The sequence below is a fragment of the Pseudomonas sp. S2_A10 genome (assembly GCF_054668465.1).
Window position 1 is genome coordinate 3,061,324 of record NZ_CP162773.1, and the last position, 24,384, is coordinate 3,085,707.

The 24,384-nt window shown below is 61.2% G+C and carries 14 protein-coding genes and 2 pseudogenes; 7 read left to right on the top strand and 9 right to left on the bottom strand.

Going from position 1 to position 24,384, the window contains the following annotated elements; genetic code table 11:
* The first annotated feature begins 13 nt into the window (after window positions 1-13).
* On the top strand, window positions 14-760 hold the full coding sequence (gene pdxJ, locus AB4N41_RS13740; RefSeq protein ID WP_252877493.1) for a pyridoxine 5'-phosphate synthase: 747 nt from the start codon (window positions 14-16) through the stop codon (window positions 758-760).
* A gap of 83 nt (window positions 761-843) precedes the next feature.
* Here the strand turns inward: pdxJ and mltF are convergent, their stop codons facing one another.
* Window positions 844-2,304, bottom strand: a complete 1,461-nt coding sequence (mltF, locus tag AB4N41_RS13745; protein WP_081932530.1) for a membrane-bound lytic murein transglycosylase MltF — start codon at window positions 2,302-2,304, stop codon at window positions 844-846.
* 285 nt (window positions 2,305-2,589) lie between these two features.
* Here mltF and purL point away from each other — a divergent pair, with 285 nt between their 5' ends.
* From purL to AB4N41_RS13760, 3 genes are all read left to right on the top strand, one after another.
* Complete coding sequence (gene purL, locus AB4N41_RS13750; protein ID WP_056783101.1) at window positions 2,590-6,486, top strand: phosphoribosylformylglycinamidine synthase; 3,897 nt, start codon at window positions 2,590-2,592, stop codon at window positions 6,484-6,486.
* Window positions 6,487-6,491: 5 nt separating this feature from the next.
* Window positions 6,492-6,803, top strand: a complete 312-nt coding sequence (locus AB4N41_RS13755; protein WP_041479517.1) for a YqfO family protein — start codon at window positions 6,492-6,494, stop codon at window positions 6,801-6,803.
* 992 nt (window positions 6,804-7,795) lie between these two features.
* The gene (locus tag AB4N41_RS13760) at window positions 7,796-8,155 is read left to right on the top strand and encodes a DUF6124 family protein (RefSeq protein WP_150636222.1); all 360 of its coding nucleotides are present in this window, start codon (window positions 7,796-7,798) and stop codon (window positions 8,153-8,155) included.
* Between the two features lie 57 nt (window positions 8,156-8,212).
* Here the strand turns inward: AB4N41_RS13760 and AB4N41_RS13765 are convergent, their stop codons facing one another.
* The 8 genes and pseudogenes from AB4N41_RS13765 to AB4N41_RS13800 form a co-directional block, all read right to left on the bottom strand.
* Window positions 8,213-13,936 carry a membrane-targeted effector domain-containing toxin gene (locus AB4N41_RS13765; RefSeq protein ID WP_252877494.1) on the bottom strand — a complete coding sequence of 1,908 codons (5,724 nt, stop codon included), beginning with the start codon at window positions 13,934-13,936 and terminating at the stop codon, window positions 8,213-8,215.
* A 129-nt stretch (window positions 13,937-14,065) separates the two neighbouring features.
* Window positions 14,066-15,781, bottom strand: a complete 1,716-nt coding sequence (nagE, locus tag AB4N41_RS13770; RefSeq protein ID WP_252877495.1) for an N-acetylglucosamine-specific PTS transporter subunit IIBC — start codon at window positions 15,779-15,781, stop codon at window positions 14,066-14,068.
* Between the two features lie 23 nt (window positions 15,782-15,804).
* On the bottom strand, window positions 15,805-18,318 hold the full coding sequence (gene ptsP, locus AB4N41_RS13775) for a phosphoenolpyruvate--protein phosphotransferase (RefSeq protein WP_252877496.1): 2,514 nt from the start codon (window positions 18,316-18,318) through the stop codon (window positions 15,805-15,807).
* A gap of 152 nt (window positions 18,319-18,470) precedes the next feature.
* Window positions 18,471-19,481, bottom strand: coding sequence for an SIS domain-containing protein (locus tag AB4N41_RS13780; protein ID WP_071174481.1), 1,011 nt, complete (start codon window positions 19,479-19,481; stop codon window positions 18,471-18,473).
* A gap of 15 nt (window positions 19,482-19,496) precedes the next feature.
* Window positions 19,497-20,579: pseudogene (gene nagA, locus AB4N41_RS13785) on the bottom strand (N-acetylglucosamine-6-phosphate deacetylase); the annotation flags it as partial.
* A 40-nt stretch (window positions 20,580-20,619) separates the two neighbouring features.
* A complete protein-coding gene (locus tag AB4N41_RS13790) occupies window positions 20,620-21,351 on the bottom strand; it encodes a GntR family transcriptional regulator (RefSeq protein ID WP_056783114.1) in 732 nt (243 codons plus the stop codon).
* Between the two features lie 282 nt (window positions 21,352-21,633).
* On the bottom strand, window positions 21,634-22,149 hold the full coding sequence (locus AB4N41_RS13795; RefSeq protein ID WP_016771549.1) for a L,D-transpeptidase family protein: 516 nt from the start codon (window positions 22,147-22,149) through the stop codon (window positions 21,634-21,636).
* Window positions 22,150-22,225: 76 nt separating this feature from the next.
* The gene (locus tag AB4N41_RS13800; protein ID WP_016771548.1) at window positions 22,226-22,777 is read right to left on the bottom strand and encodes an NUDIX hydrolase; all 552 of its coding nucleotides are present in this window, start codon (window positions 22,775-22,777) and stop codon (window positions 22,226-22,228) included.
* 147 nt (window positions 22,778-22,924) lie between these two features.
* Between AB4N41_RS13800 and AB4N41_RS13805 the strand changes: the two are divergent.
* The 3 genes and pseudogenes from AB4N41_RS13805 to AB4N41_RS13815 all read left to right on the top strand — a co-directional run bounded on the left by AB4N41_RS13805 (window position 22,925) and on the right by AB4N41_RS13815 (window position 24,298).
* A pseudogene (locus AB4N41_RS13805) lies at window positions 22,925-23,523 on the top strand (CoA pyrophosphatase).
* A 38-nt stretch (window positions 23,524-23,561) separates the two neighbouring features.
* Entirely contained in the window at window positions 23,562-24,086 is a 525-nt protein-coding gene (locus AB4N41_RS13810; RefSeq protein WP_016771546.1) for a gamma carbonic anhydrase family protein, read from the top strand.
* On the top strand, window positions 24,083-24,298 hold the full coding sequence (locus AB4N41_RS13815; RefSeq protein WP_039759143.1) for a DUF1289 domain-containing protein: 216 nt from the start codon (window positions 24,083-24,085) through the stop codon (window positions 24,296-24,298). The genes AB4N41_RS13810 and AB4N41_RS13815 overlap by 4 nt, the downstream gene beginning before the upstream one ends.
* Window positions 24,299-24,384: the final 86 nt, after the last annotated feature.

Genomic DNA, 24,384 nt, shown 5'->3' on the forward strand with positions numbered 1-24,384 from the left:
CAGGAGCGCATCCGTGACCAGCAGCAATCGCATTCTTCTCGGCGTGAACATCGACCACGTCGCCACCTTGCGTCAGGCCCGTGGCACGCGCTACCCGGATCCGGTCAAGGCGGCGCTGGATGCAGAAGAGGCGGGCGCCGATGGCATCACCGTGCACCTGCGTGAAGACCGTCGGCACATCCAGGAGCGCGACGTGTTGCTGCTCAAGGATGTGCTGCAAACCCGCATGAACTTCGAAATGGGTGTCACCGAAGAAATGATGGCGTTCGCCGAGCGCATTCGCCCGGCGCATATCTGCCTGGTCCCGGAAACCCGCCAGGAGCTGACCACCGAAGGCGGTCTGGATGTAGCGGGGCAGGAGGAGCGCATCAGGGCTGCGGTCGAGCGTTTGTCGAAGATCGGCAGCGAAGTGTCGCTGTTCATCGACGCCGACGAGCGCCAGATCGCCGCCTCCAAGCGCATCGGTGCACCGGCCATCGAGCTGCACACCGGGCGTTACGCCGATGCCGAAACCCCGACTGAAGTGGCAGAAGAGCTCAAACGCGTCGCTGATGGCGTGGCGTTTGGACTGGCGCAGGGCCTGATCGTCAATGCCGGGCATGGCCTGCATTACCACAACGTCGAGGCCGTGGCGGCGATCAAAGGCATCAACGAACTGAACATCGGTCACGCGCTGGTGGCGCATGCGTTGTTCGTCGGCTTCAAATCTGCTGTGTCGGAAATGAAAACGCTGATTCTGGCTGCTGCTCTCAAGGGCTAAGATCAAAAGATCGCAGCCTTCGGCAGCTCCTACAGGTGTACACATAACCCTGTAGGAGCTGCCGAAGGCTGCGATCTTTTGCTTTAAAGAGGGGCGGGCTCTTGCGCCGGTTTCGACTTGTCGATCGCCGGCACATGCAGGTTGCCCTCGGCCACCTGATCGCCCTCAAGCTGCGGCTGGGTCACCCAGGTCAGGATGTCGTAGTAGCGACGGATGTTCGCCACGAAGTGCACCGGTTCACCACCGCGGGCGTAACCGTAGCGGGTCTTGCTGTACCACTGCTTCTGCGAGAGGCGCGGCAGGATCTTTTTCACGTCCAGCCACTTGTCCGGATTCAAGCCTTCCTTCGCCGCCAGTTTGCGCGCGTCATCCAGATGACCGCTGCCGACGTTGTACGCCGCCAGGGCGAACCAGGTGCGATCCGGTTCCTGGATCGAATCGTCGAGCTGATCTTTCATATAAGCCAGGTACTTGGCACCGCCCATAATGCTCTGCTTGGGATCGAGGCGGTTCGACACGCCCATCGCCTGCGCGGTGTTCTGGGTCAGCATCATCAGACCGCGCACGCCGGTTTTCGAGGTCACCGTCGGCTGCCACAGGGATTCCTGATAACCGATGGCGGCCAGCAGGCGCCAGTCGACTTTCTCTTTCTTCGCGTAGTTCTTGAAGTGCTGTTCGTATTTCGGCAGGCGCTGCTGCAAGTGCTGGGCGAAGGTGGTGGCGCCCATGTAGCCAAGCACATCAACGTGGCCGTAGTAGCGGTCCTTCAGGCGTTGCAGGGTGCCGTTCTTCTGCACCTTGTCCAGATAGGCGTTGATTTCATTGAGCAGGCTGTTGTCTTCGCCCGGGCCCACCGCCCAGCTCTGGCTGCGCGCGTCGCCGAGGTCGAAGGCCACGCGGATGTTGGTGAAGTACACCTGATTCATCGCCACTTCGTTGGAGTCGACCAGGGTCAGGTCAATCTGGCCTTCATCGACCATGCGCAGCAGATCGACCACTTCAACGGCGTCGGATTCTTCGTATTCGATGCCGGGATATTTCTGTTTCAGCGCGGCCAGTTGTTCGGCGTGGGTGCTGCCCTTGAGCACGGTGATCTTCTTGCCGACCAGATCCGCCGGATCTGTAGGGCGCGACTGGCCGTTGCGGTAGATGATCTGCGGGGTGACTTCGAGGTAGGAGTGGGAGAACCGCACCTGCTTCTTGCGTTCATCGCTGCTGACCAGACCGGCGGCCGCGAGTACCGGGCCGTTCGGCTTGCCGACCTGGTTGAACAGGTCATCGAGATTGTCGGCCGTCTCGATCTTCAGCTCGACGCCCAAATCGTCGGCGAAGCGCTTCACCAGCTCGTATTCGAAGCCGGTTTCACCGCTGCGATCCTGAAAGTAGGTGGCGGGGCTGTTGCGGGTAACCACGCGCAGCACACCATCCTCCTTTACGCGCTCGAGTGTGTTGGGTTTATCAACACAGCCACCGAGCATCAGGAAGAGTCCGGTTGCGATCAGCCATTTGGCGTATCGCGGACGCAAAGCCGTTGGGAAAAACATCTGCGCAGTATACGCAAACGGCCACGAGCGCCATATCTCGACAGCGTAGGACTAGTCTGCTAGCGATCACAAATCCGAGCGAAATCCCTTGAATACGGGCCTTCAGGGCATTTTGTTACAGTAAAAATAAGCCATGCTGAAACGCTCGATTTACCTGACCCCGAAGGCAGAAACACAGATTGCTACCCGAGTGCAACCGTGCGTAGCGTTTCGGGTGATGTTGAGGTCGGTTTAGGCTAGAATGCACGGCCTCAAAGCACACCCCTTCCCGAGGCTGTCCCGAAGATGTTGATCCTGCGCGGCGCTCCTGCCCTTTCTGCCTTTCGCCACAGCAAACTCCTTGAGCAACTGAGCCAGAAGGTTCCAGCTGTCAGTGGCCTGTATGCTGAATTCGCTCACTTCGCCGAAGTCACCGGCGTCCTGACCGGCGACGAACAGCAGGTGCTAGCGCGCCTTCTGAAGTACGGCCCAAGTGTTCCGGTTCAAGAGCCGACCGGTCGTCTGTTTCTGGTGTTGCCGCGTTTCGGCACCATCTCGCCGTGGTCGAGCAAGGCCAGCGACATCGCCCGCAACTGCGGCCTGAGCAAGATCCAGCGCCTGGAACGCGGTATCGCCTTCTATGTTGCAGGGCAGTTCAGCGAAGCCGAAGCCCAGCTGATTTCGGACGCGCTGCATGACCGCATGACCCAGATCGTGCTGGCCAACCTCGAGCAGGCCGCCGGACTGTTCAGCCACGCCGAGCCGAAGCCGCTGACCGCCATCGACATCCTCGGTGGCGGCCGCGCCGCGCTGGAAAAGGCCAACACCGAGCTGGGCCTGGCCCTGGCCGAAGACGAGATCGACTATCTGGTCAACGCCTTCAACGGTCTGAGGCGCAACCCGCACGACATCGAACTGATGATGTTCGCCCAGGCCAACTCCGAGCACTGCCGCCACAAGATCTTCAACGCCAGTTGGGACATTGACGGCCAGAGCCAGGAAAAAAGCCTGTTCGGCATGATCAAGAACACCTATCAGATGCACAGCGAAGGCGTGCTGTCCGCTTACAAGGACAACGCTTCGGTGATTGTCGGCAACGTTGCCGGCCGCTTCTTCCCGAACCCTGAAACCCGCCAGTACGGCGCGGTGCAGGAGCCGGTGCACATCCTGATGAAGGTTGAAACCCATAACCACCCGACCGCGATTGCCCCTTTCCCGGGCGCATCCACCGGCTCCGGTGGCGAGATCCGTGACGAAGGTGCAACCGGTCGTGGCGCCAAGCCCAAGGCCGGCCTCACCGGTTTTACCGTCTCCAACCTGCAGATCCCAGGCTTCGAACAGCCGTGGGAAGTGCCGTACGGCAAGCCTGAGCGCATCGTCACCGCGCTGGACATCATGATCGAAGGCCCGCTCGGCGGCGCTGCGTTCAACAACGAATTCGGCCGTCCGGCCCTGACCGGCTACTTCCGTACCTTCGAGCAGTCGATCACCACCCCGCACGGCGACGAAGTGCGCGGTTACCACAAGCCGATCATGCTGGCTGGCGGCATGGGCAACATCCGTGAAGAGCACGTCAAGAAAGGCGAGATCGTGGTCGGCTCCAAGCTGATCGTGCTCGGCGGCCCGGCAATGCTGATCGGCCTGGGCGGCGGCGCGGCTTCCTCCATGGCCACCGGCACCAGCTCGGCAGACCTGGATTTCGCTTCGGTACAGCGTGAAAACCCTGAAATGGAGCGTCGTTGCCAGGAAGTCATCGACCGTTGCTGGCAGTTGGGCGACAAGAACCCGATCAGCTTCATTCACGACGTTGGCGCGGGCGGTCTGTCCAACGCCTTCCCGGAACTGGTCAACGACGGCGATCGCGGTGGCCGTTTCGAACTGCGCAACATTCCAAACGACGAGCCGGGTATGGCCCCGCACGAAATCTGGTCCAACGAATCCCAGGAACGTTACGTGCTGGCAGTCGGCCCGGAAGACTTCGAGCGCTTCCAGGCGATCTGCGAACGCGAGCGTTGCCCGTTTGCCGTGGTCGGGGAAGCCACTGCCGAACCGCAATTGACCGTCACCGACAGCCACTTCGGCAACAACCCGGTGGACATGCCGCTGGAAGTGTTGCTGGGCAAGGCGCCGCGCATGCACCGTTCGGTGGTTCGCGAAGCCGAGCTGGGCGATGACTTCGATCCGTCGAACCTCGACATCAGCGAGTCCATCGAACGCGTTCTGCATCATCCGGCCGTGGCCAGCAAAAGCTTCCTGATCACCATCGGCGACCGCACCATCACCGGTCTCGTCGCCCGTGACCAGATGGTCGGCCCATGGCAAGTGCCGGTGGCCGACGTTGCCGTCACCGCCACCAGTTTCGACGTCTACACCGGTGAAGCCATGGCGATGGGCGAGCGTACTCCGCTGGCGCTGCTGGACGCGCCGGCCTCGGGCCGCATGGCCATCGGCGAAACCATCACCAACATTGCCGCCTCGCGCATCAACAAGCTCTCCGACATCAAACTGTCGGCGAACTGGATGTCGGCGGCCGGTCACCCGGGCGAAGACGCGCGTTTGTATGACACCGTGAAAGCGGTCGGCATGGAGCTGTGCCCTGAGCTGGGCATCACCATTCCGGTGGGCAAGGACTCGATGTCCATGGCCACGCGCTGGAATGACAACGGCGAAGACAAGACCGTCACTTCGCCGATGTCGCTGATCGTCACCGGTTTCGCGCCAGTGGCTGACATTCGTCAGACCCTGACCCCGGAACTGCGCATGGACAAGGGCACCACCGACCTGATCCTGATCGACCTCGGTCGCGGCCAGAACCGCATGGGTGCATCGATCCTCGCGCAGGTCCACGGCAAACTCGGCAAGCATGCGCCGGACGTCGATGACGCTGAAGACCTGAAAGCCTTCTTCGCAGTGATCCAGGGCCTCAACGCCGACGGTCACCTGCTGGCCTACCACGACCGTTCCGACGGTGGTCTGCTGACCTCCGTGGTGGAAATGGCCTTCGCCGGCCACTGCGGTCTAAGCCTGAACCTGGACAGCGTTGCCGAATCCGCTTCGGAAATCGCCGCGATCCTGTTCAACGAAGAACTCGGCGCAGTGATCCAGGTTCGCCAGGACGCCACCCCGGACATCCTCGCGCAGTTCAGCGCCGCCGGTCTGGGCGACTGCGTGTCGGTGATCGGTCAGCCGATCAACAATGGCCAGATCAACATCACCTTCAACGGTGACACCGTGTTCGAAGGCCAGCGTCGTCTGCTGCAACGTCAATGGGCCGAAACCAGCTACCAGATCCAGCGACTGCGCGACAACGCCGACTGCGCCGAGCAGGAGTTCGACGCGCTGCTGGAAGAAGACAACCCGGGCCTGAGCGTCAAGCTCAGCTACGACGTCAATCAGGACATCGCCGCGCCTTACATCAAAAAAGGCATCCGCCCACAGGTTGCCGTGCTGCGTGAGCAGGGCGTCAACGGTCAGGTGGAAATGGCCGCCGCGTTCGACCGCGCCGGTTTCAGCGCGATCGACGTGCACATGAGCGATATCCTCGCCGGTCGTGTCGACCTCAACGAGTTCAAAGGCCTGGTGGCCTGCGGCGGTTTCTCCTACGGCGACGTGCTCGGCGCCGGTGAAGGCTGGGCCAAGTCGGCGCTGTTCAACAGCCGCGCCCGCGATGCGTTCCAGGGCTTCTTCGAACGTAACGACAGCTTCACGCTGGGCGTGTGCAACGGTTGCCAGATGATGTCCAACCTGCACGAGCTGATCCCGGGCAGCGAGTTCTGGCCGCACTTCGTGCGCAACCGCTCCGAGCAGTTCGAAGCGCGGGTAGCGATGGTGCAGATCCAGGAATCGAATTCGATCTTCCTGCAGGGCATGGCCGGTTCGCGCATGCCGATCGCCATCGCCCACGGTGAAGGGCATGCCGAGTTCGCCAGCGAAGAAGCACTGCTGGAAGCCGATCTGTCCGGTTGCGTGGCGATGCGTTTTGTCGACAACCACGGCAAGGTCACCGAAGCCTACCCGGCCAACCCGAACGGCTCGCCGCGCGGGATTACCGGTCTGACCAGCCGTGACGGTCGCGTGACGATCATGATGCCGCACCCGGAGCGTGTGTTCCGCGCGGTGCAGAACTCGTGGCGTTCGGAAGACTGGACCGAGGATGCTCCTTGGATGCGCATGTTCCGTAATGCGCGCGTCTGGGTGAACTAAGGCCTGTGTACAAGCTGGCGTTTTTTGTTCCTGACAGTCATGTCGAGGTGGTCAAAGGGGCTGTGTTCGCTGCCGGTGGTGGGCGGATCGGTGACTATGACCACTGTGCGTGGCAGGTGCTTGGCTCTGGTCAGTTTCGACCGTTGGACGGCAGTCAGCCGTTTGTCGGTCAGGCGGGGCAGGTTGAGCGGGTTGAGGAATGGAAGGTTGAGCTTGTCGTTGCGGATGAGTTGATTGTGGCTGTTGTGGCGGCGTTGAAACTCAGTCATCCGTATGAGACGCCGGCTTATGAGGTGTGGCGGCTGGAGGATTTCTGATCTTCTTTGCTGCTGGAACGGGAGACCCGCAGATGAGTGATTGTCTGCGGGTTTTTTGTTGCCGCTGATTTTTGTGCGGGCGCATTTTCACTGTGGGAGCGAGCCTGCTCGCGAAGGCGCCCTTACAGGCGAGCATGCTGGCTGATTGGGTGAATATCCGTTGCTTCGGGTGTGGCGGCTGGCGGTTTCGCCCTTACGGCGAGTCACCTTTTTCAAACGCCAAAAAGGTAACCCAAAAGGCTTGCTCCTGCGTTCGGCCCTCGCAGGCTCGGGTTCCTTCGCTGCGGGATCGATCCGGGCGCAGCGGCTCCGGTTTGCTTCGCTGCACCTCCTTCCGCTGTGTCTGGCTGCGCCAGACGGTCGCTGCGCTCCCACGCCCGGATCAATCCCTCCACTCAGCCTTCCGACGTCGCCGGTGGATCAAGATCAAGAGCAGGCGAGCTGACACTCGGCCTATTGAGTGGTGAAGAGCGGGTGTTCGGCGTTATTTTTGTTGTGGATTTGCCCCTCACCCCAGCCCTCTCCCGAGGGAGAGGGGGCCGATTTTGTGTGGTTTGCAAATCCTGAGTTCAACTCGGACTTTCACGTCGGCGTACCTCGCCTGAACAACTCGGTCAGTCCCCTCTCTCTCTGGGAGAGGGCTAGGGTGAGGGTGGCGATCTGGAGTGTGTTTAAAGCGGTATCTGAGTTCGCAGAACCTTCCCACAAGGTTTTCAGGTTGTCCGTCGGACGTGCGATCTCTAGTCTTTTCCCGTCGCTGCGAATCAGCGATCGGGAGTGAGATCCCCGGATAGCTTGCAACTGGCGCCAGCACCACGATAATTGGCGCCAGCTCAATCTGCTGCCTGCTTTATGGCGGCTGTGTGCGGGCAGACTTCGGTCTGGCCGGTTGCCTGCTCCGGTGGATCTCACCTCGCACATAGCTGCCACCTATCCGCCGCGTGAGATCCGGCGATCGATGGCTGTCCATCAGCATCAGCAGGAGAAGCATTGTGGATAAAATCGTTCCCGATCCACCATACGAACCCACCCCCCTCGAACAAACCATCCGCGCCGACGACCTCGCGAAAAACCGCGAAGCGATCAAGCGGGCTCTGGATTTTTACCTGTGCCCGCAACCTGGCAAGGCGCACCCGCCCAGCACCATGTTCCTCATCCAGCCGGAAATCGATACCGAAACCCTGCTCGCCCATGCCTGTGAATCCCTCGCTTCAGCCAACACCCTGGCCAGTGATTTCGCTGATCAGTTGGGGCGACCGCAGCGCAATACGGCGCTGGCGATTCAGCAGATCATCATGCTCGCTGAGCTGGCGGTGAACCGTGCGCTGGATCGGGTGGATCCTCAGGCATGAAAAAACCACTGGGCCGTCAAGCCCAGTGGTTTTCCACAACGTGCAATCGCCCGGGCTTCACGTCACCTGTGTCAGCTTCACGTCTGTGACGAGCATGTCGATCAACGTGCGCAGGTAGGTGAAGGTCTGATCTTTTTTCTCCCAGCGATCAACGAAGAACAGACCCTTGTCATTGATCTGAATCGGCGTCTCAACGATCTCGCCGGACCTGGATTTATGCACCACGCTGGCGTTGCGGGTGTCTGCATTTTCTATAAGGAAGTTTCCGGGTTCGGTCAGTTTGCTGCGACTGACAGAAGGCGTCGCAGCAGGCTTTTTCGTTCCGGGGACGGCCACCTCCATCACAAAATCGCTGCTCAAAGCCCTGACGTTGGCCTCGTGCTTGCCGCTGACAAATTCCCACGACCCACGGTGAATATCCCGGGCCAGTTCAGGGGCTGTGTCGCGCACGTGCAGGCTGACGGCGGACAGTGTATCGGCCAGACCTGGCACACCGAGGTTGTAATTGGTATGCGCACTGCCGATGAAGGCCACCCATTTATGCGGCCCGTTGGCCAATTGATCAGCCTCGATCACTTGGGTTGCAAAATAGCTGAACATCTCGTTTCGCGAGACGTGTTCGTCATACACGCCCTTGAGGTGATAGGACGCCGTGCAATCTAGGGCTCTGATGCGAATGTTGTATTTGGCCGCCGCCTGACAGACCGCCGTGTACGTATCGTTCCCTGTGTAATTCGGCATCTGCCCTTGATCCTGACGATGCAGATAAGCCTTGAGCCTGTCGGGCATGCGCTGGGTACGCAGAAAAATGTCGAGATCGGCCTGGTGCAGGTCGGTGAGCAGGTGCTCGACGTACAACGTGTCATAACCGGCTTGCTTAAGGGCTTTCATGTGCTTTTTCAGCAGCGCTTTGCTCGCTACATCGACGTGGGCTTCGCCGATCAGCAGATTCAGACGTCCGTCGGTCAATTGCCGTAAAAAAGCTTCGAATGTGCAGTCGGAGGCGAGCACCGGCAGGATCGGCGCATCGGGTGGGACGTAGTCGGTAAAAGCGTCCCTGGCGGTTTTTTCCAGACGGTTGCGCTGGGCAATGAAAGCCTCGTAGGCCGTTCTTTCACGGGGTATTGTCGGGGTGTAACTCGAGTGCATGGAGTTGGGATGATGCAACATTTCAGCAATATCGTCGCGCAGTGGCGAAGCAATATCGAACTCGCTGAAATGTTCAACGGCGCTAGCTGCGGCGGGCGGCTTGGAGACAGGTAGAGGTGCCTTGTAGGCACTCGGCATCTGTACGAGGTAATCACCTTGCGCTGTCGCGTCTCCCGCGATGGCACCGGGCGCGTCCCTGCTTATGCGTGCGGGTTGGTACAAGTCGATGTCTTCAATACGCACGGCAACGGCCTCGTGGAGGTCGGCCAGGCCCGGGGTGCTGTCGAACGTGGTCATGCGCGACTGCTCGGTCAGGGCAATCCAGCGCTCTTCGCCGATCTCGGCCATATCGGTGGCAAGCGCCTTGTGCGAATAAAAGTTTCTGATGCGGTTGTTTCGCGGGGTCAAAGGCGAGAGCCTGGACATCACCATGATCCCTTCGAGTTGATAACTGGTCGAGCCGTCCAGCGCATGAATGCTCATGCCTTTTTCCCGTGCCTTGCGCACCAGCGCCAGGTAAGAGAAAGGCGCGTCTGGCTCATGGCCCATGGCTTTATCGAGCGCTTTCAGATGTTTCTTGATATGGCGCCAGGATTCTCCCCTGTTGAATTTTTCCAGTTTGAGATGAAATACGTCTCCCGGCAGGTATTCGAGGAAGAGGTGCTTGTAGCCGTTCTCCAAAAGCACGTCGAGATTTTCGATCAGTGCCTGTTTGCTGGCGATAGAGCCCGGCTGTGCACCGATGACCAGATTCTTTGCGGCGAATGCATCGCTGGCAATCAACTGTGCGAATGAGGTGTTGGCGGCAACCGCCGGCACTTCGGCGCGAGCGGGCAGCGGTGCGAGTTGGGCAAAATGGCGCGTGGCGTCCGTGGTGAGTTTTTCCACCTGTTGCAGATAGGCTTGGCGCATGCTGGCCATTTTGTCGACCACGTTGACCAGGATGACCTGGGGTGAGAAGCCCATGTAATGCTCGCCCTCCTGGAGCATTCGTCGTCGCGATTGCGGGTCCAGCAACTCTTCAACGAGATCCCGGTACTTGATCGCGACTCCATAGTCCTTATGCGGGCCGGGTGTCTCGGGCACGGCTTCGTATTTTGGTGCACCGCCGGACAGGCCGCTGCGCACCATCACTCCGTCGGAGTTGCGCACGGTCAGAATGCCGGTCGAAAGCAGTCCGGAGCCATTCGGATCCGGGCGGTAGAGCAAATAACGGCCGAGTGCGTCCGGGGTCGTGCTGGCGTAATACGACTGCCCTCTGAAAACGACGGCATGCATATCGTCGCGGACCGGTTCGGTCGCCATTTGGTCGATCAATGGCAGAAGATCCTCTTGCTCGTCGCCAACGGTGGTGACAGCCCGATGCAACGGGCGCCGGACGGGATTGAGTGAACGCAGCGCCGGACGCAGATCCGTCAGCACCGCGCCAGCACTGTTGAACAGATAACCGAGCAAGTGCCGGAACGCTTCGTTGTTATTTCCCTGACGATAGGCATGCAGAGCGAGCATCGCGTCCTTGAAGGCCAGCAACAGGCCGGTGCTCAGGCTCAACAGCGGGAACGGCGCGGTGGCGATGGCAGCGACCCATTCGACGCTCGTCCAGATCAGGCCGGCGATCATTTCGGCGCGACTGGTGGTCGTGGCATGGACGTTGTCGATCCGCCGTTGCAACTTCATGTCGTAGAGCGCGGTACGCAGGTCGCTGACGGCGTCGGCCGGGCGCATCGAGTCATAACGGGCGGGGCTGGGGCTGGTTCTGTTGAGGTCTTTGGGCAGTTTCTTGCGGATGTTTTCCAGGTACGTGCGCACCCGGGTCTGGGCACTGACACCCACCCGCTGGGTCAGGTATTCGATCATGCCGGACTGCAGCAGCAGGTAATTGAACAGGCGCGCTTCGCGAAAACGCACGCCGTCCGGTGCGTCCGGCGTATACAGCAGGACCGGATCGCCGCCATGGCTGAACAACCAGGCATCGATCACCCATTCGCCGTCGATCATCAACCGGTGGATCGGGTATTTCGTCCGGGTCTGCCCCGACGTTTGATCCATGCTGCTGATGCTTTGCTGCAGCCATTGCAGGTCGCTGCTGGCGATATGTCCTTGCAGCTGGCATTCCAGCGCGGCGCTTTGCATCTGGCGCTGAGTGATGGCCAGCGTCGCGTTGCGTCGGAACGCGTAGCCTTCGCTTTTCGAATCCTGCAGCTCGTTTTTGACTTTGTCGGTATAGCGTTTGCCGATCCAGACACCCGTGACCGAGCGGGCTACATTCTGCGCGGTCAGGCTACTGATATCGACGCCTTGCGGACCTTTGAAGCGCGCCGAGCGTGAGAATTTCTGGTCGAGAAAACCGACGCCGTCGGCATAGCCGTCGCGATACAGCCGGGTATAGGTCAGCGGTTTCGGCGTCCATGAGGGCACGATCGACTTTGGCGAATAGGCCCAGACGGTGTCGGGATCGACGTCATTGGCAGGGCGCTTGAGCAAGCGGTTCAGGCTGATCTTCGCTTGCGCATGCACGTAATCGTCAAACGCCTGAAAACGTCCGCCCGACAGCGGATGCTGATTGAACGCGCGCAAAGCGCCCTCAGCGTCGTCGCTCAGGGTCGAGAGTTTTCGGCGATTGGCCGCAGTGGTCGAGCGATACCACACCGGGGTGCTGAAATCGTAGTCGTCGATGCGTGTGGCGAGCATGTGTTCAGCCATCGCTTTGAGGCAATCGAGATGGTTGCCCAGGTGGTCGAACGTGACTTTCTGGTGCTCTGCTGCTTCCGGCTTGAGGCTCAGCCCCGACAACACCTTGCGCAGGGTCGAACGAAAGCGCATCGGCGCGCGGCTGATCAGATAGCCGGCCATGCTTTCGGCGGCGTCATTCTGCTTGGTCCAACCCAAGAGATGGGTCTGCAATTGGCGCTCGCTGTCGAACGCCTCGAACTGGCGTTCACGGGGCGCCTGCGGTGTGCAGAGCAGCAGGCGGCGGACCGCGCCGGATTCGTCGGTCTGACGCAGCACCCACAGATCCTGCAGCTGGGCGCCGTGCAAAGACAGGGTGGCGGCGCGCAGCTGTGGATCGCTGCCGTTACGCAGGCGCTGGAGCATTTGCAGATCGCTGTCGAGCAGGTGCCCTTGCAGCGCTGCGGCATGGGCGAGCGCGACGATGCGCTGATCGAGCATCTGCTCGATCGCAGGTTTGATCGCGGATCTCGCCTGCATCTGCGTTTGCAAGCGTGCGAAGTCGACGCGCGGTTCCAGCTCCAGTGCCTGCTTGATCACCCAGGCGGGCGTCACGTCCGCGTACTCGTCGGATAACGGCAGGTCGTTGTAAGTCAGCCGGGTGTGGCTGAGAAACGCCGAGCCTGGTAACTCATCGCCGGTGTGCGGGCCGCGCAAGGTCAGCTCGAGCAAATTGCTCTTGTGCACATAAGCGCCGAATCCGGGGACCTGCCGATCCGTAATGATCTGCAGCTTGTCCGGTTCCAGGTCGTCGATTTGCAGATCATCACTCAGCCGTTCCAGCCATTGGTGGCGGGCCACGGCCATCAGGCTGACCGCCGGACCCATCAGGTCAAGCAGGTTTTGCCGAGCCTGATTGTAGTTGCCCAGGTGCAACGCCAGCTCGGCCCGCTTGGCGGCGTCGGCGCTGCGGTACCAGTCCGGGGCGCTGTTGCGCAAATGCCGCTCGAACAGGGTTTGTGCCTGTAGTGCCAGGCGCGGGGTGAGTTCCGGCAGCGCAGCGCCGATGGCGCGCTCCAGCTCGGCGATCAGTACAGCGGCATCCTGCTGCGGATTGGCGGCGAAACTCAATGCATGTTCGATATCCAGGGTGCGCTTTTCGATCAAGGCATCGTAGATGTGTTCGAACAGCGGTTTGCTGTCGATGGGCGCCAGCTGCAATGGCCAGATTCCCGCTGTACCGACATCGTGGTAGCGGCTGGGCAGCAGCTGCATCAATTCGCCACGGCTAATGCTGTGCTGCATGGTCTTGAGCAGATGGGCGTCGAGATCAGCCAGGGAATTGAACAACTCCAGGCCCCTGGCGGGTGTGAACAACACGACGAAGCCAGCGTTCTGGTCGGTCAACAGATCGCTGACTTTCGGGGTGTCTTTTTGCGTCACAAGAAAAGCCCCGGCCAGCTCGACAGTGGTTTGCTGATAAGTGAACTGCAACGCATACATGGCCGGACGCAACAGCGGGCCGAGTGCCAGTTTCTGTATCAGCTCGCCGGCCTGTGGGTGCAGCAGGCGATCGGTGACGGCCTGTTGCGCTTCGTACTCAAGCGCAGTGAAGCCGGCGTCGTATTTGAGGAAGGTTTTTGCCGCTTTGCCGTTGATCTCGTCACGCAGATCCATGTTGATCAGTTGCGTGTTGAGGCGCACCTTCAGCGTGGCGATCAGTTGCTTGCCTGCCTCGCTCTGCAGGTCGGTGGTTGCCAGCGCCTGATAGAGCGCGCGGCTGCGTTGCAGGTAGCCGTCGCGATAGGTTTTCAGCTGCTCTTCGAGGCGTTTGAGATGAGCCTGCTCGGTGCTCGGTTTGTGCTCGGGCAACAGCGGGGTTTCGGTGTTGAAGAGAAGACGACCGATCTGGTTGAGATCGTTTTTGAGCTCATCGGGTGTGGGTGCGTTGGGGGTGCTCATGGGCACGATTTCCATGCTGGGGATGAAGGGCCAGCATGGCGAGCAGGGCGTGGAGGAGGGTGGTATTCATGTATCGTGCGCGTGCCGTATTTTCGGCGCCCGCTCCAGCCCTCCCGCCACCCGCGCAGATCAAACCTGCGCGCGGATCTCCCCGCGACTCAGCAACGCCTCGATCGCGCCACTCAAACTCGCGGCCTTGTCCCCCACCAGCAAATGCCAGACGCCACCGTCCAACCGGCTGACACCCAGGCAGCCGAGCGCTTTGAGCTGCGCCTCGGACGGCGCCTTGGCATCGGCCAGTTGCAGGCGAATACGGGTCATGGCGATGCAATCGAGTTGCAGCACATTGTCGCGACCGCCCAGCGCATTCAGCCATTGCTGCGCCTCGTTGCGGGTAAGCGCGACAGTCGTCGGCTCATCGGCAACTACTACGGTTTCTGCCAAAGTTGTACGGCCCAGGGCAGGCATGGCCAAGCGAATCTCATCGGCAATGCTGTCAGCCAACGGCCCGACCACGACCTGCAAACTGCCGCCCTTGCCCGGGCGCACCACCGCCATTGCGCCCAGCGCTTTCAGATCGGCATCCGAGGCCTTGTTGCGGTCGACCATCTCCAGGCGCAGTCGGGTCGTGCAGGCGCCGACGGTGAGCAGATTCTCGGCGCCGCCCAAGGCTTTGATATACGCACTGGCGCGTTCGGTTTCCGAGAGCACGGCTTTTTCGGCGCTGGCGACGTCTTCGCGCCCCGGCGTCTTCAGGTTGAAACGACGGATACAGAAGTCGAAAACCAGGTAATAAATAACCGCGTAAGCCAGCCCGACCGGCATCACCAGCCAACCATTGGTCGACTTGCCCCAGCCGAGAATCATGTCGATGAAACCACCGGAAAAAGTGAAGCCCAGATGAATGTTCAGGGCGTTGGTGATCGCCATCGACAGCCCGGTCAGCAGCGCGTGCAGAAGGAACAGCAACGGCGCGAGAAACATGAAGGCGAATTCGATCGGCTCGGTCACACCGGTCAGAAACGAGGTCAGCGCCATCGACAGGAAGATCCCGCCCATCACCTTGCGCCGCTCCGGCAACGCGTTGCGATACATCGCCAGGCACGCGGCGGGCAGGCCGAAGATCATCATCGGGAACATGCCGGTCATGAACTGCCCACCCTTCGGATCGCCGGCGAAATAACGCGACAGATCGCCGGTCACCAATGCCCCAGTGGTCGGGTCGGTGAAGTTGCCGAAGACGAACCACGCCATGTTGTTGAGGATGTGGTGCAGGCCAGTGACGATAAGCAGGCGGTTGAACACGCCGAAGACGAAGGCGCCGATGCTGCCGCTTTCCATCATCAGCGCGCCGAACGCATTGATGCCCTGCTGGATCGGCGGCCAGATATAGCCGAACAGCACGCCCAGCGCCACCGCTGCAAAACCGGTGACAATCGGCACGAAACGCCGGCCACCGAAGAACGCCAGATACTCCGGCAGCTTGATGTCCTTGAAGCGGTTGTACAGCGCACCGGCCATCAGGCCGCTGACGATCCCGGCGAGCATGCCCATGTTGATGCTCGCATCGAGCACCTTGAGCGTGGAGATCATCACCAGATAACCGATCACCCCGGCCAGACCGGCGGTGCCGTTGTTGTCTTTGGCGAAACCGACGGCGATGCCGATGGCAAAGATCATCGCCAGGTTGGCGAAGATCACTTGCCCGGCATCGTGAATGATCGCGATGTTCAACAGGTCCGTATCGCCCAGGCGCAGCAGCAGGCCGGCAATCGGCAGGATCGCGATCGGCAGCATCAGCGCGCGGCCCAGGCGTTGCAGGCCTTCGATGAAGAGTTGGTACATGGCGTTTGTCCTTTTTGTTTTTGTTAGCGCAGAGGCCAATGTTGATGACAGGCGTGGCGAACGGCGGCGGCGCTGGACAGCTTGAGCAAGTCGCGGCTCAGGCGCTGACATTCGGCTTCATGCAGCTGACGCACGCGTTCCTTGATTTCACCGATCTGCACCGGGCTCACCGACAGTTCAGTGACGCCCAGGCCGATCAGCACCGGCGTGGCCAACGGGTCGGAGGCGAGGGCGCCGCAGACGCCGACCCAGCGCTTGTGTACCGCCGCACCCTCGCAGGTCATGGCGATCAGGCGCAGCAACGCCGGGTGCAGGGCATCGACCCGCGCCGCCAGCCCGGCGTGATCGCGGTCCATGGCCAGGGTGTATTGCGACAGATCGTTGGTGCCGATCGAGAGGAAGTCGGCGTGTTCGGCCAGTTGCTCGGCTTGCAGCGCGGCGGCGGGGACTTCGATCATCACGCCGATTTCCGGGCGCTCGGTAATCCCCAGCTCCAGACACAAGGCATCGACGCGCTGGCGGATGTGCAGCAGCTCGTCGACCTCGGTGACCATCGGCAACAGAATCCGGCAACGCGGCAACGGCTTGACCTGCAACAGCGCGCGCAGTTGCTGATCGAGAATTTCCGGGCGCGCCTGCGCCAGACGAATGCCGCGCAATCCGAGCACCGGGTTGGCCTCGGCGGGCAGTGGCAGGTAGTCGAGTTGCTTGTCGCCACCGACGTCGATGGTGCGGATGATCACCGACTTGTCGCCCATGGCATCGATCACCGCTTGATAGGCGCTGCGCTGTTCTTCGACGTCGGGTGCCGTCTGGCGATCGACGAAGAGAAACTCGGTGCGCAACAGGCCTACACCATCAGCACCGTTGGTAAATGCGTCTGCCGCTTCGCTGCTTGAGGCGACGTTGGCGACCACTTCGATGTGCACGCCATTGCGCGTTTCAGCGGGTAAATGGGCTTTGGCCTGTTGGCTTTCGCGACGCTGCCGGCGCTCGATCTGCGCCTGTTGAACTTCGCTCAGGCGCTCGGCGTTTGGCGTCAATTCGAGGCGCCCGTCGTCAGCGTCGAGCACCACGGCTTGATCTTGCGGCTGCTCAAGCAATTGCGCGCCCAAAGCGACGATGCACGGCAGACCTTTGCCGCGCGCCAGAATCGCTACGTGGGAAGTCGCGCCGCCCTCGGCCATGCACAACCCGGCGACGCCTTGCGCGCTGAGTTGCAGCAGATCCGACGGCGTCAGTTCATGGGCGGCAACGATGGCGCCGGCCGGAACCTGGTATCCCCAGGCCTCGCCAAGCAGAGCGCGCAGGACGCGTTGCTTGAGGTCGCGCAAATCGTTGGCACGTTCGGCCAGCAGCGGACTGCCGGTGCCTTGCAGCATGTCGCACTGCGTGTCGATCGACTGACTCCAGGCGTGCGTCGCTGCGGTGCCTTGCGCGATGAATTGCTGCGCGGCGTCGAGCAGGGCCGGGTCTTCAAGCAGCGCCATGTGTGCGGCGAAGATCGCTTCTTCGTCGGCGTTCCTGTGCTTTTTCGCTTGGGCGAGGGTGGCAGCGATTTCGCTGCGCACCGCGTTCAATGCCGCTTCAAGAATCGGCTGCTGTTGCACCGGATCGTGGTTGCCCGCATCCGCCGGCAAGGTGATCGCGTTCAAGCGAAACAGCGGCCCGGCGACCAGCCCCGGCGCCGCGCAGACACCGTGCAACACGCCAGCCTCGGCCGGGCGTTTCAGCGCGGCTGTGGTGGTCGGCGCTTGCGCGTGATGATCGTCCGGCAGCGCCGTGGCCAATGCGCTGAGCAGAGCTTGCAATGCGGCATCGGCGTCCGGTCCCTGACAACTGACCTGCACCTCATCCTGCTCACCAATCGCCAGCCCCATCAAACCGATCAGGCTGTTGCACGGCGCCGATTTACCGTTGAAGTGCAGCTGTGAATGGCTGCTGAAACCCTGGGCGGTCTGACGGATCAGCGCAGCGGGGCGCGCATGCAAGCCGCCGCGATGAGCGACCCGCACTTGGCCACGAACCTCAGGCCCGCCGCTTGTATCGGTATTCGCCGCCACCACATTGCGCGCGATGATGTGCAGCAGCGGCTCGCCGACTTTCACTGTTTTGAGGGTGATCGGCCGCACCTGAAAATCCGCGCTGTTGGTCAGGATCAACAGGCTGACCAGGCTTTTGCAGTGCTGGCCGACCTTGTCCAGGTCATAGCGCAGCAGCGGCTGACCGAGGCTGACGCGATCGCTTTCCTTGACCAGCATGGCGAAACCTTCACCGTTCAATTCAACGGTGTCGAGGCCCAGATGCAGGAGGATTTCCGCACCGTTGTCGGCGCGCACGGTCACCGCATGGCTGCTGCGCGCGACGTGGATGACCACGCCGGCGCAGGGCGAATACAGCGTGTCGTTGAGCGGGTCGATGGCGATGCCGTCGCCCATCGCGCCACTGGCGAACACCGCGTCCGGGACGTTGGCGAGCGTCAGCACCGGGCCGCTGAGCGGGGCGCTGAGGGTCAGCTCTTTATTGTTGTCGGGCATGGCTGGGTCTCATCAGTTGAATCTCGGTTCGATGTCCCCTGTAGGAGCTGCCGAAGGCTGCGATCTTTTGATCTTGTTTTTTCGCTACGTGAAAAAAACAAAAGATCGCAGCCTTCGGCAGCTCCTACAGGGAGTACATCCGTCAACGGCTATCAGTGCGTGCGGGTCACTTTGCTCAAATGGCGCGGCTGATCCGGGTCCATGCCCCGCGCTACGGCCAGGCCTGCGGCCATCACGTAAAAGCTCTGGATCGCCAGAATCGGGTCGAGGGCCGGGTGTTCGGCGCGTGTCAAGGTCAGGTCGCGTTCGTTCACGTCATCTGGCGCGGCGAGCAAGACCCGGGCGCCGCGTTGACGCATCTCTGCCGCGAGGCTCAGCAGGCCGGCCTGCTCGGCGCCGCGCGGGGCGAAAACCAGCAGCGGATAGTGTTCGTCGATCAGTGCCATCGGGCCGTGACGGACTTCGGCGCTGCTGAACGCTTCGGCCTGAATCGCCGAGGTTTCCTTGAACTTCAGCGCGGCTTCCTGAGCAATCGCGAAACCGGCGCCACGGCCGATCACCATCAGGCGCTCGCAATCGCGCAGCGCTTCGATGGCGACGCTCCAGTCCTGTTTTGCCGCTTCGCGCAGGCCTTCTGGCAGCGCATCGTGGGCTTGCAGCAATTCGCTGTCCTCTTTCCAGTGCGCGATCAAACGCGCGCTGGCGCTGAGGGTGGCGATAAAGCTTTTGGTCGCAGCGACGCTGCTTTCAGTCCCGGCAAGCAGCGGCAGGCTGAATTCACAAGCTGCCTCCAGGGGCGAATCGGCGGCATTGACCATCGACACACTTAGCGCGCCACGCTTGCGCAACAGGCGCAGGCTGTTGACCAGATCCGGGCTCTGCCCCGACTGCGAAAACGCAAAGGCGACCTGACCGCTGACTTTCAGCGGCGCCTGCTGCATGGTCACCACCGACATCGGCAACGAGGCCACCGGCACGCCCAGTTGCTGCATGGTCAGGTAGGCGAAGTAGCTCGCTGCGTGGTCGGAGCTGCCACGGGCGACGGTCATCGCCACTTGCGGCGGCTGCCGGCGCAGGCGCCCGGCGATCTCGATCATCGGCGCGTCGAGCTGTTGCAGTTGGGCTTGCACGGCCTCGAACGAGGACAGCGCCTCTTCAAGCATTTTGAAGTCAATGTCTTCTCCTTCGACCATGACGGCGGTCAGTGTGAGTGAACGATCAAGCCGCACGCAGTCGGCCCAGGCGCCGGGGGCAAGGCGCCCGCGTTCGGTGATGCCGAGGTAGTCGGCGGGAAATTGCGACAGACGCTGCGAGGCTTCGGCGATCGGCAAACCGATCTTGACCAGATTGCGCAGGGCCTGATCCATGGTCAGGGTGCTGCCGGCCAGCGTGCCGTCGGGCAGACGCACGCCGCCCAGGCATTTGGTCACGGTGTGGCTGCCGAGCTTGTATTCACCGTCGGGCATGCCGGCGGCGGCGGTCGAATCGGTGACGCAGTACAGGCACGGAATCGAGCGCAGGGCCACGCGGATGGCGCCGGGGTGCACGTGCAGCAGATCGGGAATCAGCTCGGCGTATTTGGCGTGCGCCAGTGCCGCGCCGACGATGCCCGGCTCGCGGTGATGCAGCGGGCTCATGGCGTTATAGAGATGGGTGAAACTGCTGGCACCGGCAGCCAGCGCGGCGACGCCTTCCTCGTAGCTGCCGAGGGTGTGGCCGATCTGCATGCGGATGCCACGGCTGCTCAGCTCGCGAATCAATGCATCGTGACCGGCGATTTCCGGGGCAATGGTGATGACGTGGATCGGCGCCAGCGCCAGATATTCTTCGACTTCTGCCATCAACGCGGTGTGGGCGAAGTTCGGTTGAGCGCCGAGTTTTCCCGGGTTGATGTACGGGCCTTCAAGGTGCACTCCGAGAACACGCGCGGCGCCTTTCGGACGCTGTTCACAGAATTGTCCTACCTCTTTCAGGACATTTGAGATCTCCGCGCTCGGCGCAGTCATGGTGGTGGCCAACAGCGAGGTGGTGCCGAAACGCACGTGGGTTTTGCTGATGGTTTCGAAGGCTTCGGCGCCTTCCATAATGTCTTTGCCACCGCCGCCGTGCACATGCAGGTCGATGAAACCCGGCAGCAGATAGGGCAGATCGTTAGCCGCCGGATCGCAAGGCACGCCTTCGATCGACACGATCTTGCCTTGTTCGTGAATCAGCCGGCCGCGAACCCAGCCGCTGGCGGTGAGGATGTTGTCTTCGGACATTTTCGTTCTCGCTTGGGGCCGCGCTCAGCGACGCGGCTCTTTATCTACGAAGCTCTGCAACAAAGTCGTAGTAGTCGTTGCGGCAATAGGTGTCGGTGACTTCGATCGGCGTGTTGTCTTCCAGATAGCCGACCCGGGTCATCAGCAGCATGGCGGTGCCGGGGGCGATGCCGACCAGTGCGGCGAATTCGTCCGAGGCGTTGATCGCCTGAATGTGCTGCAGGGCGCGGACGATCGGTTTGCCGATGCCGTCGAGGTATTCGTAAAGCGAATCGCCCACCGCTTGCGGCCTGGGCATGATCGACGCGGGCAGGGTGCTCATCTCGATCGCCATGACCGTGTCATCGGCTTTGCGCAGGCGCTTCATGCGCGCCACCTTGTCGTTCGGCGACAGACTGAGGCGGATCAGTTCTTCGTGGGTTGGCAGGGTGATCTCCCGCTCCAGCCATTTCGAACTCGGCACGAAACCTTTCAGGCGCAGCATTTCGCTGAAGCCGGAAAGACGCGACAGTGGTTGTTCCAGGCGTGGGGTGATGAACGTGCCCGAGCCTTGCAGGCGGCGGATCAGGCCTTGCTCGAGCAAGACCTCTAAAGCCTTGCGTGCGGTGACCCGGGAGATGCCGAGCTGGTCGCTGAGGTTGCGCTCGGACGGCATCGCCTGTTCGGCCTTCCACTGCCCGGCATGAATCGCCGCTTCCAGATTGCGCGCCAGTTGCAAGTACAGCGGCGTCGGCTGGGAATCGTCGGGACGTAGGGGCTGGAGGTCGTTCATGTAGGTCGTTTCCGTCGCGAGTATAGGATTGTTGTGGCTCGCTTGTGCGACGGAAGCTAATACCACTTGAATACCATGTCAACGCGATGAACTGGCATCTGACCCAATGGATTGGCGGTTTTCAGGGGGCAGTGTTTAAAGTGGTATTAGTGATGGCCTATAAAAAGCAAAAGATCGCAGCCTGCGACAGCTTCTACAGTTGAGAGTGGTATCACCCCTGTAGGCGCCGTCGCAGGCTGCGATCTTTTGAATTATTTTTTTGCGGGTGACCAGCGGTCGAGGTTACGGGCGAATCTCGATCATCGTGCCGTCCGGTACCAGATTCCACACTTCACGCATATCGACGTTGCGCATGGCGATACAGCCATCGGTCCAGTCGAGGGTATGGAACAACTGCTCCGGGTTGTCTGCCGAGTCCGGAGTGCCGTGGATCATGATCATGCCGCCAGGCTCGACGCCTTCACGACGCGCGCGGGCGGCATCGCTGATGTTCGGGTAGGAAATGTGCATCGACAGGTTGAATTTCTCGCTGGTCTTGCGCCAGTCGATCCAATAGAAACCTTCGGGTGTGCGTTTGTCACCCTCGATCAGTTTCGGGCCTTTCTTCGCGCCCTTGCCCAAGGAAATGCGATAGGTCTTCAGCGGCTTGCCGTCGGCAATCAACTGCAGTTGATGGGCTGATTTGAGTACCAGGACTTTTTCGATCAGTGGAGTGTTCGAGGGCGTCACGGTGGTCACGAATGACGCTTGCGAAACGCTGACGAACGACAGGCACAACAGGGCAAGCAACCAACGCATTGAAACGATTCCCCAAGAATGACGCAGACACATATTGATAGATGCAGGTGTGGTTATCGGCAGGGTGCCGCGAAGCTCAAGTGATCGCAGGTTGCACCAGTGGCGGAATCGACTCCGAACGCACCGGGTAAACCTCGCTGCGCCGATCAGCGAAGAAGCATTCTAAGGTGCGCCCGACCGTGCGGAAAGCCAGCTCGTCCCAGGGAATGTCGGCTTCTTCGAACAGCTGCACTTCAAGGCTTTCCGGCCCGGCCGCGTATTGCAGATCGGCCAGTTCGGCGCGGAAGAACACATGCACCTGGCTGATGTGCGGCACGTCGATCAGCGTGTAAATGCTCAGGTTGCGCACCCGGGCGCAGGCTTCTTCGGCGGTTTCACGGATGGCGGCCTGCTCGATGGTCTCGCCGTTTTCCATGAAGCCGGCAGGTAGCGTCCAGTAACCGAGACGCGGCTCGATGGCGCGGCGGCAGAGCAGCACTTTCGTCCCCCAGGTCGGTACGCACCCGGCGACGATATTGGGATTCTGGTAGTGAATGGTCTGACAGCTGTCGCAGACAAATCGCAGCCGCGAGTCGCCTTCGGGAATGCGCTGGGTGACCGGGTTACCGCAGTGGCTGCAAAATTTCATGCTCGGGTTCCTGAATGCTGCGCCTATCTTGGCGTGCAGCGGGGCCGGTCGGCAAGTTGTCGTTTCGCGACACGACGGGTTTCGGGGGCTTGGGCGCTCGCTTTGATTGGTGCATGATGCGGAGCAAGGCACCGATCGAGAACACTCATGCTGGACGAGCTACTGCATAGGGTAAGCAACCACACACCGCGCACGCTGGAGACCGACGCACGTTTCCCCGAAGCCGCCGTGCTGGTGCCGATCACCCGCAGTGACGAACCGGAACTGGTCCTGACCCTGCGTGCCAGCGGGCTTTCGACCCACGGCGGCGAGGTCGCCTTCCTGGTGGACGCCGCGACCCGGAAGACCCGGACCTGATCTTCACCGCGCTGCGCGAAGCCGAAGAAGAAATCGGCCTGCCGCCGGGTCTGGTCGAAGTCATCGGCCCGCTGAGTCCGCTGATTTCCCTGCACGGCATCAAGGTAACGCCGTATGTCGGGGTGATTCCCGACTTTGTCGAATACCAGCCCAACGATGCCGAGATCGCCGCCGTCTTCAGCGTACCGCTGGAATTCTTCCGCAAGGACCCGCGTGAGCATACCCATCGCATCGACTATCAGGGCCGCAGCTGGTACGTGCCGAGCTATCGCTTCGGCGAGTACAAGATCTGGGGCCTGACGGCGATCATGATCGTCGAGTTGATCAACCTGCTCTATGACGCCAAAATCAGCCTGCACCGACCGCCGAAAAGTTTTATCGATACCTGAGCCGTCGTTCGAACGGCCGTGAGCCCGAGGAAAACAAAATGAAATACCGCCTGGGCGACGCCCGTGTCGAAACCCATCCGCAGAGCTGGGTCGCGCCCAATGCCGTACTGGTGGGCAAGGTCCGCCTGGAAGAGGGCGCCAACGTCTGGTTCAACGCTGTGTTGCGCGGCGACAACGAACTGATCCTCATCGGCAAGAACAGCAATGTGCAGGACGGCACGGTGATGCACACCGACATGGGCTATCCACTGACCATCGGTACCGGCGTGACCATCGGCCACAACGCCATGCTCCACGGCTGCACGGTCGGCGATTACAGCCTGATCGGTATCAACGCGGTGATTCTCAACGGCGCGAAGATCGGCAAGAACTGCATCATCGGCGCCAATTCCCTGATCGGCGAAGGCAAGGAAATTCCCGACGGTTCGCTGGTGATGGGCTCGCCGGGCAAGGTCGTGCGTGAACTGACCGAGGCGCAAAAGAAGATGCTCGAAGCCAGCGCCGCGCACTATGTGCATAACTCGCAGCGTTACGCCCGCGATCTGGTCGAGCAGGAACAATGACGACTGTTGAACGACCAGTCGCCTCGCCGTGCGTGAATATCTGCGCGCTGGACGAAGATGACGTTTGTACCGGGTGCCAGCGCACGGTCGCGGAGATCACCCGCTGGGGCCGCATGAACAATGACGAGCGCCGCGTGGTGCTGGGGTTGTGTCATGAACGGGCGAAGGCGAGTGGATTGGTCTGGATGATTCCCGCGAAGTCAGGCGTCTGAACCACCGCTTTCGCGAGCAGGCTCGCTCCCACCTTGAAAATGCGTTCCACTGTGGGAGCGAGCCTGCTCGCGAAGACGTCGGGCCT

Excerpts from the sequence above, each read along its gene's own strand:
- AB4N41_RS13780 (WP_071174481.1), bottom strand. The coding sequence starts at position 19,481 with ATGCTTGAAGAGGCGCTGTCCTCGTTCGAGGCCGTGCAAGCCCAACTG.
- purL (WP_056783101.1), top strand. The coding sequence starts at position 2,590 with ATGTTGATCCTGCGCGGCGCTCCTGCCCTTTCTGCCTTTCGCCACAGC.
- AB4N41_RS13810 (WP_016771546.1), top strand. The coding sequence starts at position 23,562 with ATGAAATACCGCCTGGGCGACGCCCGTGTCGAAACCCATCCGCAGAGC.
- mltF (WP_081932530.1), bottom strand. The coding sequence starts at position 2,304 with ATGTTTTTCCCAACGGCTTTGCGTCCGCGATACGCCAAATGGCTGATC.
- nagE (WP_252877495.1), bottom strand. The coding sequence starts at position 15,781 with ATGTACCAACTCTTCATCGAAGGCCTGCAACGCCTGGGCCGCGCGCTG.
- AB4N41_RS13790 (WP_056783114.1), bottom strand. The coding sequence starts at position 21,351 with ATGAACGACCTCCAGCCCCTACGTCCCGACGATTCCCAGCCGACGCCG.
- AB4N41_RS13795 (WP_016771549.1), bottom strand. The coding sequence starts at position 22,149 with ATGCGTTGGTTGCTTGCCCTGTTGTGCCTGTCGTTCGTCAGCGTTTCG.
- AB4N41_RS13765 (WP_252877494.1), bottom strand. The coding sequence starts at position 13,936 with ATGAGCACCCCCAACGCACCCACACCCGATGAGCTCAAAAACGATCTC.
- AB4N41_RS13815 (WP_039759143.1), top strand. The coding sequence starts at position 24,083 with ATGACGACTGTTGAACGACCAGTCGCCTCGCCGTGCGTGAATATCTGC.
- AB4N41_RS13800 (WP_016771548.1), bottom strand. The coding sequence starts at position 22,777 with ATGAAATTTTGCAGCCACTGCGGTAACCCGGTCACCCAGCGCATTCCC.
- ptsP (WP_252877496.1), bottom strand. The coding sequence starts at position 18,318 with ATGCCCGACAACAATAAAGAGCTGACCCTCAGCGCCCCGCTCAGCGGC.